Annotated in this window: 20 protein-coding genes; 15 read left to right on the top strand and 5 right to left on the bottom strand. The window is 66.0% G+C overall.

The features are described from left to right. Positions 1–9 precede the first annotated feature (9 nt). Complete coding sequence (locus MCHLDSM_RS04380; protein ID WP_053082884.1) at positions 10–711, bottom strand: hypothetical protein; 702 nt, start codon at positions 709–711, stop codon at positions 10–12. A 49-nt stretch (positions 712–760) separates the two neighbouring features. On the opposite strand from MCHLDSM_RS04380, the gene MCHLDSM_RS38385 reads away from it, so the two are divergent. From MCHLDSM_RS38385 to MCHLDSM_RS04345, 10 genes are all read left to right on the top strand, one after another. Continuing rightward, a complete protein-coding gene (locus MCHLDSM_RS38385) occupies positions 761–904 on the top strand; it encodes a hypothetical protein (protein WP_168440017.1) in 144 nt (47 codons plus the stop codon). Further along, the gene (locus MCHLDSM_RS04375; protein ID WP_048469064.1) at positions 901–1,275 is read left to right on the top strand and encodes a type II toxin-antitoxin system death-on-curing family toxin; all 375 of its coding nucleotides are present in this window, start codon (positions 901–903) and stop codon (positions 1,273–1,275) included. Before MCHLDSM_RS38385 ends, MCHLDSM_RS04375 begins: the two co-directional genes overlap by 4 nt. A gap of 809 nt (positions 1,276–2,084) precedes the next feature. After that, on the top strand, positions 2,085–2,294 hold the full coding sequence (locus MCHLDSM_RS04370) for a hypothetical protein (protein WP_060937619.1): 210 nt from the start codon (positions 2,085–2,087) through the stop codon (positions 2,292–2,294). 60 nt (positions 2,295–2,354) lie between these two features. Next, positions 2,355–2,594 carry a hypothetical protein gene (locus MCHLDSM_RS35655; RefSeq protein WP_082168705.1) on the top strand — a complete coding sequence of 80 codons (240 nt, stop codon included), beginning with the start codon at positions 2,355–2,357 and terminating at the stop codon, positions 2,592–2,594. 150 nt (positions 2,595–2,744) lie between these two features. Beyond that, positions 2,745–3,062 (top strand): hypothetical protein, encoded by a 318-nt coding sequence (locus MCHLDSM_RS04360; RefSeq protein WP_082168704.1) that lies wholly within the window; start codon positions 2,745–2,747, stop codon positions 3,060–3,062. Positions 3,063–3,124: 62 nt separating this feature from the next. Further along, a complete protein-coding gene (locus tag MCHLDSM_RS38380; RefSeq protein ID WP_168440015.1) occupies positions 3,125–3,292 on the top strand; it encodes a hypothetical protein in 168 nt (55 codons plus the stop codon). A gap of 159 nt (positions 3,293–3,451) precedes the next feature. Next, entirely contained in the window at positions 3,452–3,766 is a 315-nt protein-coding gene (locus tag MCHLDSM_RS04355; RefSeq protein ID WP_048469060.1) for a hypothetical protein, read from the top strand. A 219-nt stretch (positions 3,767–3,985) separates the two neighbouring features. Further along, positions 3,986–4,198, top strand: a complete 213-nt coding sequence (locus tag MCHLDSM_RS38990) for a hypothetical protein (RefSeq protein ID WP_234713855.1) — start codon at positions 3,986–3,988, stop codon at positions 4,196–4,198. A 317-nt stretch (positions 4,199–4,515) separates the two neighbouring features. Next, entirely contained in the window at positions 4,516–4,668 is a 153-nt protein-coding gene (locus tag MCHLDSM_RS38375) for a hypothetical protein (protein WP_168440013.1), read from the top strand. A gap of 116 nt (positions 4,669–4,784) precedes the next feature. Then, a complete protein-coding gene (locus tag MCHLDSM_RS04345) occupies positions 4,785–5,372 on the top strand; it encodes an exonuclease domain-containing protein (protein ID WP_048469058.1) in 588 nt (195 codons plus the stop codon). 48 nt (positions 5,373–5,420) lie between these two features. Here the strand turns inward: MCHLDSM_RS04345 and MCHLDSM_RS04340 are convergent, their stop codons facing one another. After that, entirely contained in the window at positions 5,421–6,176 is a 756-nt protein-coding gene (locus MCHLDSM_RS04340) for a metallophosphoesterase (RefSeq protein WP_109788741.1), read from the bottom strand. 209 nt (positions 6,177–6,385) lie between these two features. Between MCHLDSM_RS04340 and MCHLDSM_RS04335 the strand changes: the two genes are divergently transcribed. The 5 genes from MCHLDSM_RS04335 (at position 6,386) to MCHLDSM_RS04315 (ending at position 9,822) form a co-directional block, all read left to right on the top strand. After that, positions 6,386–6,655, top strand: a complete 270-nt coding sequence (locus MCHLDSM_RS04335; protein WP_048469057.1) for a hypothetical protein — start codon at positions 6,386–6,388, stop codon at positions 6,653–6,655. 61 nt (positions 6,656–6,716) lie between these two features. Then, positions 6,717–7,034, top strand: coding sequence for a hypothetical protein (locus tag MCHLDSM_RS04330; protein WP_048469056.1), 318 nt, complete (start codon positions 6,717–6,719; stop codon positions 7,032–7,034). 214 nt (positions 7,035–7,248) lie between these two features. Continuing rightward, positions 7,249–7,788, top strand: coding sequence for an Imm61 family immunity protein (locus tag MCHLDSM_RS04325; RefSeq protein ID WP_048469055.1), 540 nt, complete (start codon positions 7,249–7,251; stop codon positions 7,786–7,788). A gap of 99 nt (positions 7,789–7,887) precedes the next feature. After that, on the top strand, positions 7,888–9,345 hold the full coding sequence (locus MCHLDSM_RS04320) for a UvrD-helicase domain-containing protein (protein ID WP_082168738.1): 1,458 nt from the start codon (positions 7,888–7,890) through the stop codon (positions 9,343–9,345). A 177-nt stretch (positions 9,346–9,522) separates the two neighbouring features. Continuing rightward, positions 9,523–9,822, top strand: a complete 300-nt coding sequence (locus MCHLDSM_RS04315) for a hypothetical protein (RefSeq protein ID WP_060937618.1) — start codon at positions 9,523–9,525, stop codon at positions 9,820–9,822. A 516-nt stretch (positions 9,823–10,338) separates the two neighbouring features. On the opposite strand, the gene MCHLDSM_RS04310 is transcribed toward MCHLDSM_RS04315, so the two are convergent. The 3 genes from MCHLDSM_RS04310 to MCHLDSM_RS38370 form a co-directional block, all read right to left on the bottom strand. Then, positions 10,339–10,701 (bottom strand): hypothetical protein, encoded by a 363-nt coding sequence (locus MCHLDSM_RS04310; protein ID WP_131722596.1) that lies wholly within the window; start codon positions 10,699–10,701, stop codon positions 10,339–10,341. 160 nt (positions 10,702–10,861) lie between these two features. After that, positions 10,862–11,206: a hypothetical protein gene (locus tag MCHLDSM_RS04305; protein WP_131722595.1), complete on the bottom strand. Its 345-nt coding sequence runs from the start codon at positions 11,204–11,206 to the stop codon at positions 10,862–10,864. Between the two features lie 529 nt (positions 11,207–11,735). Continuing rightward, positions 11,736–11,975: a hypothetical protein gene (locus tag MCHLDSM_RS38370; protein ID WP_168440002.1), complete on the bottom strand. Its 240-nt coding sequence runs from the start codon at positions 11,973–11,975 to the stop codon at positions 11,736–11,738. Positions 11,976–12,004 lie beyond the last annotated feature (29 nt).

The raw sequence follows: 12,004 nt of genomic DNA, 5'->3' as shown, positions 1-12,004 counted from the left end.
CGGACCGCTTCAGCCGACCGGCACGCGAACGGTTCGGTCGCGACATCCGGCGAGTGCGGCACGCGCATCGTCGAGGTAGGTGTAAGCGGTCGACCGGCCGAAGAACGACGGGTGACCGGGGACACGCGAGCAGCCGATGCGCGACCAGTCCGGATCGGGCGGGGCGACGGAGGCCAGAGCACGCGAGGCCGTGGCACTGGCTCGCCTCTGGTGCAGATCGGCTGCCATCAGCACCAAGCCCGCGCTGGTCGGCAGCATCGTATGAACGACCTCGGCCAGGGCCCACGCCCGCAGCTCGGGATCAGCGATCTCCACCTGCGCGCCCAGAACCAGCAATGCCACGCTGATCGGCATCCCCGCGGTGAAGTCATCGTTCTCGTCGAGATCTGCGCCGAGCCAAGAGTCGGTGAACAGCACGGCAAAGTCGGCCGCACGCTCGCCGAACTGAGGCAGCACGTCCCCGACCGGCTCGTAGCCCAGCCGCAGGACGAGGAACTCAACGCTGCCGACCACCACATCGGGCGCGCGGCCGGGCGCGTCGAGCGCCGACATGCAGATGTCGGCTCGCCAGTCCAAGCAGCTCGACACCGTGCAGACACTGTCCAGGCTCTCGTAGTGCACCCGTGGAACGCCCAGCTCGATCGCGCTCGGATTACTGGGAGGAAGGTAACGGCGGTTGCCGAGAAAAGTGCGAAGTGCGATCGCGTTCACGCGTGTCTCCCTGCCGTCGGAGTCCTGCCCATCTGCATATCATCGCGTGATGGTGCCGACGCGTGATCGCGACGACGAGGCCGAGGCTGACCACGCGGGCCGCGACCCGCAGCATGTGGCCGCGGTACAAGCCGCTCTGGACCGAGTGATGGTCGAGGAAATGGAGGTACTGCGCCTCTTGAAGGACACGTGACCGAGTACCTCGATCTCGACGACCTGCACCAAGTCGCACTCCGCGCGGTCGGCGGTGCTTTCGCTGTGCGTGACGACGATCTTCTCGAGTCGGCGCTAGGGCGGCCTCGCGCAACGGTGTTCGGTGCCGACGCCTACCCCGACCTGTATTCCAAGGCTGCGGCCCTCATGCATTCGCTGGCGAAGAATCACCCTCTCGCTGACGGCAATAAGCGGTTGTGTTGGACCGCATGCCGAACGTTTCTCGCCCTCAACGGAATACACGTGAAGGCCGCGGTCGAGGATCGGTTCTCATTCGTCGTTGCCGTGGCCGCCGGCCAGGTGCCCGACGTTGCGGCCATCGCCGCCCAGCTGCGAGCCTGGAGCGTCTAACTGTGGTCTCTCAGGACATTGGTGACACGAAATGCAGGCTCACCGGCTTCCACGGCCCTCCACTGGCTCATCGTTGGCAACGGCGGGGCATCCGTCCACGACGACAGCGCCGGATGCCGAGGCTAGGAGAACCGCTTCGTACTTCCAGCTGTGGTCTCCCATCAGTGCCCCGTGAACGCTGCCTTCCTGGTCCGCACCTTCTCCAGCTGAGTTCGTCATCTGTCAATCCTTCACTTCCGAGGTCTTTCGGGCAACGTCATTTCCAATCGTCGCTGACGCGCTCTCTCCGTAACCAATCTCGCGAGACAAGCACATCTAACCCACGAGGTGGCCCGCCGAGTCCGTCGGCGATCGCCACCTGTCCGCTGGAAAAAGCGATCCGTTCAAGTGTCGGAGCCAACCAGCAGGGTTGAGATGGGTGATCCTGCCAGGGCGCGCCGGGTTGGCGCGATCGACGAGGAGCAGGTTCATGGGACAGCTGCGCGGCAAGGTCATCGACGCACAGCGGCCCTGGCGAGCCGGGATGGCGTTGGCGGTGGCCATCGGCCTGTCGGCGACCCTGATGGCCTGGCACGTTTGCAATGGAGGGCCGCTGAGCGCCATGGCCTTGCCGGTCTCGGCGATCACGCTGTGCGCTACAGCCGCTGTCCGTCGCCGACGCGCAATGGAATCGGCGTTGGCTGGCGGGCGCCGTGCGCGTTGTGCACCGCGGTGCCAGGGATCAACGGGTTCGCCCGCGATGGCGGGCGCCTGCACCCCCCGGCCCGCCCGCCGCCTCTTCGAGCCGTGAGCAGGAGGAGTCTCAACTGATGGTTACGGTGGCCGAACTGGTGAACGAGAGCGGGAACGCCTGGACGTTGACGCGGGTGCCCGACGGATCCCTGCTTGCCCGCATTGAAGGGCGGGCGGAGCGCGTGCTCGGGCCGGCCGCTGCGTGCCTGGTGGCGGATCACGGATTCGAGGTGGGCCGGTGGAGCGAGTGCGGTCCCGGCCGCTACGCGTATCAGGTCGACAGTTGAGAGCAGGCAGCGCGGCGAGGGTCACTTGTTAGTGGCAAGCCATAAATTTACGATGGGCAGATGAGCGGCAGCCAACACAAAGACCCGGCGATGACCGTTCGCGTCCCCTCAGGGCTCAAAGCCGACGCTCGACACACACTCGCGGGTCGCGGCCTCGAACTGCGCGCCTTCATCGTCGCCTGCCTCACCGCCTTGCGTACGCACCCAGAACAAGTCTTGGCGGTTGTCGACCCCTACTGGCCCGACCCCAAACCCCGCGGACGGCCGCGACGCGACGAGCGGTCCGATCCGCCGCACTGAGTCAGCTCGCCGACCGTCGCGCCGGCTGATGAGGCGAGTCGTCGCGACAGAAAGTCCGATACGACACGTACCGGCTCCGCCCCCATTTGCAGTTGATGCAACACCATGTGAAACGCCATAGAGATCACCGGCGTTTCCAGGAGGCTCACGATGACGACGACACGCAGCACACCGGCTGGTGTGGGACTGCCGCCACCGCGGCCCGACGGGACTCTCCACGACGCGATCGCTGCCGGCGACCAAGCGGCCATCCGCGCCTGGGCCCTCTACTACGAATACGAACACAGCGTCGGAATGAGTAGTGTGCTCGGCCTCTGCAGGACGGTCGAGGACGTCGGATACGCGCTGACCGGACAGCGCTTCGACGAACCAGAGAGCGTGTGGAACGTCGTCGCCCGCCTGGCACGCCAACAGGGATTCGCCGCGCGCGTCGCCGAGGTCGAGGCGTCGTACAACCAGGGTGGCTGAGTGGGCACCATGATCTTCCCTAGTTCATTGCAGGACAACCGCTTCCGGGTGGTGGGTTGACGATGGCCTACGAGAACAAGTTCGTGGAGCTCAACGTCGTGGAAGCGGCCCTAGCCGGGGACGAGGACGGCGTAGACGCACTGCTGGAGAGGATGCTCGCAGGCGAACGCCGGGCCTTGAGACACAGCCTCCGTGTCGTGATCGACGCCATCAACGTCCTCGGCGACTGAACGTCCCTTTGGCACTCCGTTGGGGCGATCACCCATTGGACATCACGACCTGCCGGATACCCGCTGCGGGCACGTCGGTGTCGTCGACACCGAGTTCGCACCTACAGACATCGATCGCATTGGGCCGGTCTCTACCGCACTGAAAGGAGAGAGGTCGCCATGGGTTTCAACACAGCCGTGGTCATCCGCAACGATGGTTTGGCCGAGATCGGCATGCACGCCGAGGAATTCGTCGCGGCCGTCCAAGACCGGGTGGTCACCGGCGGCGAGATCGCCGTGGGAACGCACGCCAACGTCGCCACGGTCCACGCCGCCGATCATGCCGACGCCGTGGTGCTCATCGCCGTCGGTGGCAACTACTCCACGAAGGTCTACACCGGCGCCTACGCCGGTCCGCACCACACGCAAGACGGCGCGGTAGCCCTGCTGGAGCAATGGGCCGCATCTATGGGCTACCGCCTCGCCCGGTCGTGACGATCCGGCCACGATTGTGACACCCAAGGCGGCGGTGGAATGACCGGTGAGCAGCTCGGTTTCGAACTCTGGCCGCGTACCCACGACCTCCCACCTCGGTGGGACGGAATGCCTGTCGAATGGGGCGCCTGGTCACCAACCGTGGGGCTGCGGATATGTGGGAGGACAGCACGATCGGTGCATCGGTGCTCACGGTGCGCGAGCACGTCCCTGCCCTCAATGAGCATCGGCCGAGTGTGGGCGGACGCCGACCCGCAGCCGGCGTCGTCCTCCCTCGGTGCGGCTGCGCTGCAGCAGAGCCCGCGCCGCATCGCGCTCCTCCTCACTGCCTTCCGATGCCCATCGTGCGGCCGCGACTGGGTGCTCGATACCGATGGGCAGGCGTGGGATCTCGACGAAACCGACTACACCGACCGCGGCTCCTGGCCGTGACTGCCTACACCTGAAGTGTGCAGGCTGAAACCCATTGAATAGCAAAGAAAGCGGGAGGAACATTGAGCGCTCTAGCAGACGCCGTCCATGACTTGGACGCCTCGTTGGAATACGCCGAACGTGCGCAAGATGGAGGGCACGCCGACATCAGTGCCGCTCTGAGGGACTTGATTGCCGCCGCCCGCCGTGTCGTCGACAACTGGGACAACTGCTGATCACGACCAGCGCGCCCACACCACCCGATCATCACCGAAGAGACCACCACGCTGTCTGCCGCCCAATGGCATCGATCGACCTATCGAAAGTGAGACGACATCATGCGAATTGAGATCTACATCGATTCCGAAGACGAACGCGCCAACGCCGTAGCAGCCGCACACGTCGTGCAGAACCATCCGGAACTGTCCGATGCCGACGAGATCAGCATCGTCGCGGTGCACCACAACAACGAAGTGTCGACCGTCTACTGAAGAGCGGGGAGTCAGTGCCACCTCGTTGCGAGCAAGCAGCACGACCGGTTCTCGGGAAGCAGTGCACCAACGGGGCGCGTTGCGAGTTTGTCGGTGCCGAGGACGATGCTGGCTGCATGACTACCGACCGGGGCTTCGTTGTCATCGACGTCGAGACGTCGGGCTTTGATCCAGCCACCGCCCGCATGCTCAGCGTGGCCGCCCTGACGCTCAGTCCAACCTGCGCCGTCGAGCATTCGATGTACACCCTGCTCGATCCCGGCGTCGACCCGGGCCCGACTCACGTGCACGGTCTGACCGCAGCCATGCTGGCTGGTCAGCCTCGATTCGCTGACGTCGCCGCCCGGCTCGCGGCGTTGATGAGCGGGCGCATCCTGGTCGCCCACAACGTCGCCTTCGACTACGCGTTCCTGGCCGCCGAAGGCCGCCGCTGCGGTGCCACGTTGCCCGTCGCCGAGGTGTTATGCAGCCTCGAACTCGCCGGTCTGCTCGACCTCGGACTCGACAGCCTCAGCCTCGCTTCCCTGGCCGCCCATTGGCACGTCCCGCAGGCCCGTCCACACGATGCGCTCGACGACGCCCGAGTCTTGGCGGCGATCCTGCCGTCAGCGCTCAGTCGCGCCGCTGCGCGGCGGATGAAGCTGCCCATCCGCCACCCCTCGGCGTTGCGGCCGCCCCTACCGCGGTATCCGGCTTGCGCATAACGTTCGCTCGCGGCGCTGTCCATGTCGTTGTCGTGACCAGCGTCCCGGTCAGCGCGTCAGATCCAGAATGCTGCAGTGCTCCCGGAGAGGGGCGCTGTCATCTGCGAGGCCGACGACCTTCGTGTGCCCGCGCACGGCGGTGTAGCGCACGTGGTAGTGGCCGTGGAACAACACCGCCGGCTGCGTCTGCTCGACGACGTGACCGACATGCTGACGGTGCCGCTGCGCGGCGGCGGCATCGGAGGCGGGGACGGAGTCCGCTGGCCACAGCCCAGGGATGTCGATGCCATCGGGTGCGTCGTGGGCGATGATCGCGTCAACGGGACCCGCGCCCACCGCTCGCGCAACGTCGGCGTCGGTCAGATGCTCGTCGGGCCACCACGAGACACCTTCGCGGCGGTCGCGCCGATCCATCGAATGGGCGCCGCCCAGCGCCATCCAGGTCGCGCCATGCCACACCCACCGCAGCGCCCGCGGCAAGTGATAGACCCGTCGGGCGACCTGCCGGAGGCCCGTCTCGCGGTCGATCGGGAGACGGAGTAGCTCGGGGAAGTCCTCGTGATTGCCGTCGACGAAGAACACGTCGACGTCTTCTTGAACACATCTTCGTGACACGGCGGCGAGAAACACCTCACCCCAGCCGTTCTCGGCCGCGAAGCCGAAGTCGCCGAGTTGCAGGACCACACGGATACCCCGGCTGCTGGCCAGCCGGAGCACCTCGCATGCGCGGCCCGTATTGGCGTCCCAATCGCCGGCAAGTACTACCGCCGACGGTTGGGGCAATAGCAACGGGTTTGGTGGCATCCGATCACGGTGCTGTACGACAACCGCGTGGGGCAAGCCGTTTTGTGTCGGCTCCCGGCGAGTCCCGGTGCGGACCGGGCGAGAATTCCGATCGCCGGCCCAGGAAAGCGACTCCGACACGGTGACCTTCACACGCCGGCGGGAACGGCCGGTGCACGATGCGCGTGTCGGTACTTGAGCGTGCCGACCGACTCGGGAGGAAAACGACGATGACAGCACCGACCAGTACCGTCGCCGACGATGCACAGACCGCGATCGTGGACCTGCTCGGAGTCCGCGGTGTGCCGTTGGGCACCGTCTTGAGGGAGCTGGCTGCCCGAGGCTTCTCCCGCAGCTCCGCGGACGCCGGCGTCCGGACGCTGATCCGGCGCGGCGTGATCGTCATGACCGATGATCGACACCTGCACATGCCAGCCTCGACGCCGGCCGTGAGGTCGGAGTCGCGCAAGGACCGACGAGCAGACCAGCTCGGGGGATAAACACGGGTGTCTGCTTGCCGTGGTTAGGCACGTTGTCGGTGCCCAGCGGGACAATGGCTCCGTGAGCGAGCCCGGAGAAGCGTCCCCTAACCACGTCGTGCAGAAGCCGCGGAAGCGGACCGGCAACGTGCAGGTGTCCGACTTCACCATGATGGTGAAGGTTCCGGGCCGTCCGCAGGCGATCCGCGTCTTCACCGCTGCCGAGGACGCCGAGGCCCGCCAATACGCTAACGACACGGGCGGAACCGTTGTGCCTCTGCCTCTTTCGCCACCGGACGGCTACATCGTCGGTCCCAATGGGCACCTCGTTCCGGAGTCAACCGCGCCGCTCGCCGGCATGGCCGCCGACCGCGGTCCGATCGACGCGGCCCGGGACTGACTCGCGTCTGCAGGCCAGTTGATGTGATCACCCGCATCCAGTAGCCGCAGCCAGCAACCTCGAGTGTGCGACCGCGGCACTCCAGCCACAGCTGCCGTCGGCTGAGCGGGGGCGCCAGCGGGCGCGGTCACCGACCGCGGCCAGCGGCCAGTACCGTACGACGCGTGTGTAGGGCGCTGGGGACGTCGACGCGCGGCGGCGCTGTGTGCCACTCATGAACGGGCAGCTCGCACCGCCGCAGCTGGGGCACGAATGCCTGGCATGGGCGAAGGTGGCAGGCTACAAATGCGAGGTCGACGCCGCCTCGACCCGACTGGTCCCGGTGTCCGGGGAGGGGACGCGGTACCTGATCGAGTGGCACCGCGATCGCCTTCGGCTGTCGGAGTACCTGCCCGGCGCGACCGACAACGACGAGGTCGTGCTCTACGCGGCGACGACACCGGTGCTTGAGACATTCCTGATGGGTGTCCTCGGTGACGAGGTCCGCGACACGCTGGCGCTGCCGTTTCTCGAGTTGCCGTGGTCGGCTGACCAGCTCGCCGACGGGTTCGAGCTCACGACGTCGCGACCGGGATCGCTGACCCTGGTGCGCAGCGGTCACGGTCCGCTGGCCGGCGGCGGCGCCGGTGTCGAAGGCTTGGTCAAGCTGGTGCCGTTGTCGCACCTGCTGCAGTGGGACCTCGCGTCGGTGAAGGCGTCTTTTCTGGATCCGGGTGGTCGGCCCCTGCTCGCTGACGGCCGGTACACCCGCTGAGCGGTCGCTGCCGACGCGAGCCGGACGAGGTGACGAGAAATGCGGCGGTCAATCGCGGCGATGCACCCGCTCGTCGGCCGGCGCTCGTACAGTCCCGTCATGCCCGAACTGAAACCCACTGCCGAGCAGCTGCAGATCGTCGAGGCCGCCCGCCGCGGTGCCAACCTCGTCATCCAGGCCGGCGCAGGAACGGGTAAGACGAGCACGCTGAAAATGGTCGCCCGGGCCCGCCGCGACCGGTCGCTCTACATCGCGTACAACCGGTCGATCGCGCAGGAGGCCGGACGCAGCTTCCCGACCCATGTCACCTGCCGCACAGCGCATTCCCTTGCTTTCGCGGCAGTGGGTAAACGGTTCGCACACCGACTCAACGGCCCGCGTGAACTTCCCTCACGGCGCGCCGAGATCCTGGGGACGACGTTTCTCGATCTCGGCCCGCAGCTCACGATCTCGCCGGTGCAGATGGCTCGCATCGCCGTGGAGACGGTGACGCGTTTCTGCTACTCCGCCGAGGACGACATCACCACCGAACACGTCCCGCACCAACATGGTGTGTTCGGGGCTGCGCACGCAGCGTTGGCGGCCGCTGTGGTGCCGTACGCGCGCCGCGCTTGGGCCGATGTCAACGACGCCGACGGTGCGCTGAAGTTTCAACACGACCACTACCTGAAGATGTGGGCCCTCACGCGACCGGTGCTGCCCGTGGACGTGGTGATGCTCGATGAAGCGCAGGATTCCAATCCCGTTGTCGCGCAGCTGGTGCACCAGCAAGTGCACGCCCAGCGCATCGCCGTGGGTGATAGCAATCAGTCGATGTACGAGTGGCGCGGCGCGTGCGACGCGTTGGGTAGTTGGGACGCCGATGAAGTGCTCTACCTGTCGCGGTCGTGGAGGTTCGGGCACGTCATCGCCGAGGAAGCCAACCGATGGTTACAGCAGATCGACACACCGTTGCGGCTGTTGGGCAACCCGGCGATGCGGTCGCATATCGGTGTGCTGAGTCGACCCGCGGCGATACTGTGCCGGACCAACGCCGAAGCGGTGCGCAACGTTCTGTCATTGCTCGCACAGGGGCGGCAGGTGGCCTTGGCTGGCGGTGGCACGGAGATCAAGCGGCTAGCGGAGGCCGCCAAGGAGTTGCAGTCCGGGCGCAGGACCAGCCACCCCGAGTTGTACGTGTTCCCCACGTGGGCCGCTTTGCAAGAATACGTTGAAGGGGACGAGGCCGGCCGGGATCTCAAACCGTTCGTGGACCTGATCGACACACACGGGGCGGACGACATCATCGCGGCCGTGGACTCACTGGTCGACGAGAAGCGCTGTGACACAACTGTTAGCACCGCGCACAAGTCCAAGGGTCGAGAATGGGATTCGGTGGCGATCGCCACCGACTTCGCCGAACCCATCGGCCGCGGTGAGATCCCCAAGAGCGACGCGATGCTCGGCTACGTCGCGGTGACGCGGGCCCGCCGCCAGCTCGACCGGACCGGACTGGCCTGGATCGACAAGTACAACCGGCCGGGGCGAGCGGGAATGGGTGGCCCACTTGCGAGCTGATACCGCCAACCGTCACTGGGCTCCAGCGATGACGGGTACCGCACCTCGAATGCGCGAAAGGCATTGCTGGGGACCGCCATTCAACCTCGGCGAGTGTCGTAGCGGGGGGGCTGGCCAGCTGGGGAGCTTCGGCACACACGACACGAACGGATCGGTTCTGGGGGGCAGGAGGTCATCGTGGCGCTGACAATGGGGGACATGCACTGGTACGCCGTCGGCCGGTACCAACTCGACGGGACCGTACCCATGGACACTGTCCTCGCCGAGCTGGCGGCGGCCGGGGACGTTATCGACGTGGATGAGGACGGTGGCTACGTCATGTTCAGCCTCGATACCACTTTTCTCTCGACCGCTAAGAACACGGGCGCGTTGAAGGGCGACGCCCGCTACGCCTTGCCGCGACCCCAGGGCTGCGAAAGGCCCGTGGAGGTCATCAATGTCACGCGCAAATCCGACATGCACGTCCTCGATTTCTAGCTTCGACTCGACCCTTGATGGACCGGTGTGGCGGCCCACTGTCGGCCGATCGACGATCAGCCGGGTTCAGGAGTGGGTCGTCCACCAGGAGTAGAGACCGCTGAGCGATGTTGTCGGCAGCTCGCCTGTTATCTCTGCCAGCAGGAGGTCACGCGTGCTGGTCCAGGCGATGATCGGCGTGCGGGACGTGTCCAGGGCGCACAGCAGGTCCCCGGCCGATTGCTGGGGTGCACTGTTTCGGCGCCACGGGCCGGGGCTTCACTCGCCCATTCGACAGTTGTCGACGGATCTACCACGATCGCCTGACATGCGAGACAGAAGCGAAACAGCGGCTGGTATCAGGGATCCGCCGCTGCGATGCGCCGGCCGTGCCAAAGACGGGTTCAAACGCGGTGACTGGGCCTCAGCGTGACTGACCTCTTCCCCTGGTCGCGCGCTGGTCTGGCTCGCGATCCCCGTTACTGAGTCCACCCAGTTCCAGAGTCAGTTAACTCAGGTCCATCAGCGAAAGTGACTTCACTTCGAGCCTGATCCGCGTGATCGAGCGCGGTGGATCATAAAGCCTAGACCGCCTGTCGTCAGCACGACCACTGCCGCAGCGGCGCTGACGATCACGGCGTGTCGGCGCTTCTCAACGATCATCGCTGCGCACTGGTTTTCGTAGTCCGTGGCAATGAAGCGATCAGGGCTGCTGTCGTTCAGGCGCTGATTGTAGTCGTCGGCAGCTTCCGCAGCGGCACTGTCTGCCTGCAGCGCATCGCCGCATGCAATCGGCCGCCCGCGGTGATCCGCACTCGATAACTGGATCGGCGTACTCAGCGCGATCGCCGCGCCGACTGTGATTGCCAGCGCGCTGCCTATGGTCAGCACCCACCGCAACGGATCATCCCTTCTGTCTACTGAATGGTCGCTCTAACCGACCAGCGTGATGGTGGCCGAACGCGCACGACGCAGTTAGCTCCTATCCGCGTTGGCTTTGCCGGCCACCCGCCTCCTCGTTGAGACGGCCGTGATCTCCAGTACTACCAATCGGGTTGTGCTAACCGTGTTCGTCCAGGAAGGTGTCATAGGCTGCGGCGATGATCTGGGCGCTGGCGTCGGGGTGCTCGGCGGCAATAAGCGCTACCGCAGCTAAGGTTCGCGGCCCCAGGTCGGTGGCGCACTCAGGTGGCCGACCCACGACGAGGGCAGTGTTGAGGGCGGTTTGGAAGCGCTGCCGTAGTGCAGGCAGCAGGGGATCGACGCCGCTGGAATGACTCAAACGGTCGAGCCTTCCGGCGAACACCCTCGCGATCCACTTTCCGTTGGCGACGAAACGTCGGCGCGTTGTCGAACTTGGCGGCGGATTCCGTTCAACGCGCCGTCTTCTGTAGTTGCCTGCCACGACAGATGCGGATACGAATCGCACAACCCGAGGTACATCCAGGAATCAGCTGACCATAGAACTCGGTAAACCACGCCCTGGTCGTCAGCAGTCTCGCTCATCAGTGACCAGTTAGCGTCGCGATCAACCCGCGGGGCGCGTCCCCTCGGGGAGCGACTCACCGCGAGTCCTTCGGGGTGCCCACATCGCCCTCCTGATAGCACAGCCGACGTCAATTAGCGACGGCCGATGATCTCGCCTCGGCAAACACTTGGACCCGATTCAAACACCAACATTCGAAGGTTGCAAAGCGGCCAGGCCCCCGGTCGCATGGCTGACGTGCTCGCTGGCCACTCTCGGTGGCGTGCTGGGTGCTGGATTGGAGACCGATGAGGTCGTGCGCGAAGCTGCCTACACCAAAGGCGGCGACGCAGACATCGTCGCCGGCGGACCGAGGCGCAGTAGCGTGCCACTGCCACGACGTGAGGAAGACAGCGACCCGGCGTTTCGGCGAAACCGAGGTTGCACGGCCTGTCTGACGCTGGGCGATTCAGATCGCGGGATTCTCGTAACCGGCAGGCTGTTCGTTACCGGGACCGGCTAACGACCGGCGGCGACGTTGGCGGCGCGCCCACACCACCGCGCCGGACACGATGACCACGCCCAGCAGTGTCGCGGTCTCAGGGCGCCCCGAGGTGCTGCGCACGCCGCGGCGGCGGGCCGCCGGCCGGCGCAGCCTGCGGCAGGCGCGGTGGGGATCTGTGGCATCGGCCTGGACACTGTTCGTCATCGCCGCTGGATCGGCCATTTAACTGTGTG

It is taken from the genome of Mycolicibacterium chlorophenolicum, assembly GCF_001044235.1.
GTDB classification, from domain to species: Bacteria; Actinomycetota; Actinomycetes; order Mycobacteriales; family Mycobacteriaceae; genus Mycobacterium; species Mycobacterium chlorophenolicum.
This window is presented reverse-complemented; position numbering and strand designations above follow the sequence as displayed.

Coding starts and splice junctions, on each gene's coding strand:
- MCHLDSM_RS38385 (WP_168440017.1), top strand. CDS start 761: ATGGTGCCGACGCGTGATCGCGACGACGAGGCCGAGGCTGACCACGCG.
- MCHLDSM_RS04370 (WP_060937619.1), top strand. CDS start 2,085: ATGGTTACGGTGGCCGAACTGGTGAACGAGAGCGGGAACGCCTGGACG.
- MCHLDSM_RS35655 (WP_082168705.1), top strand. CDS start 2,355: ATGAGCGGCAGCCAACACAAAGACCCGGCGATGACCGTTCGCGTCCCC.
- MCHLDSM_RS04360 (WP_082168704.1), top strand. CDS start 2,745: ATGACGACGACACGCAGCACACCGGCTGGTGTGGGACTGCCGCCACCG.
- MCHLDSM_RS38380 (WP_168440015.1), top strand. CDS start 3,125: ATGGCCTACGAGAACAAGTTCGTGGAGCTCAACGTCGTGGAAGCGGCC.
- MCHLDSM_RS04355 (WP_048469060.1), top strand. CDS start 3,452: ATGGGTTTCAACACAGCCGTGGTCATCCGCAACGATGGTTTGGCCGAG.
- MCHLDSM_RS38990 (WP_234713855.1), top strand. CDS start 3,986: ATGAGCATCGGCCGAGTGTGGGCGGACGCCGACCCGCAGCCGGCGTCG.
- MCHLDSM_RS38375 (WP_168440013.1), top strand. CDS start 4,516: ATGCGAATTGAGATCTACATCGATTCCGAAGACGAACGCGCCAACGCC.
- MCHLDSM_RS04345 (WP_048469058.1), top strand. CDS start 4,785: ATGACTACCGACCGGGGCTTCGTTGTCATCGACGTCGAGACGTCGGGC.
- MCHLDSM_RS04340 (WP_109788741.1), bottom strand. CDS start 6,176: ATGCCACCAAACCCGTTGCTATTGCCCCAACCGTCGGCGGTAGTACTT.
- MCHLDSM_RS04335 (WP_048469057.1), top strand. CDS start 6,386: ATGACAGCACCGACCAGTACCGTCGCCGACGATGCACAGACCGCGATC.
- MCHLDSM_RS04325 (WP_048469055.1), top strand. CDS start 7,249: ATGAACGGGCAGCTCGCACCGCCGCAGCTGGGGCACGAATGCCTGGCA.
- MCHLDSM_RS04320 (WP_082168738.1), top strand. CDS start 7,888: ATGCCCGAACTGAAACCCACTGCCGAGCAGCTGCAGATCGTCGAGGCC.
- MCHLDSM_RS38370 (WP_168440002.1), bottom strand. CDS start 11,975: ATGACGAACAGTGTCCAGGCCGATGCCACAGATCCCCACCGCGCCTGC.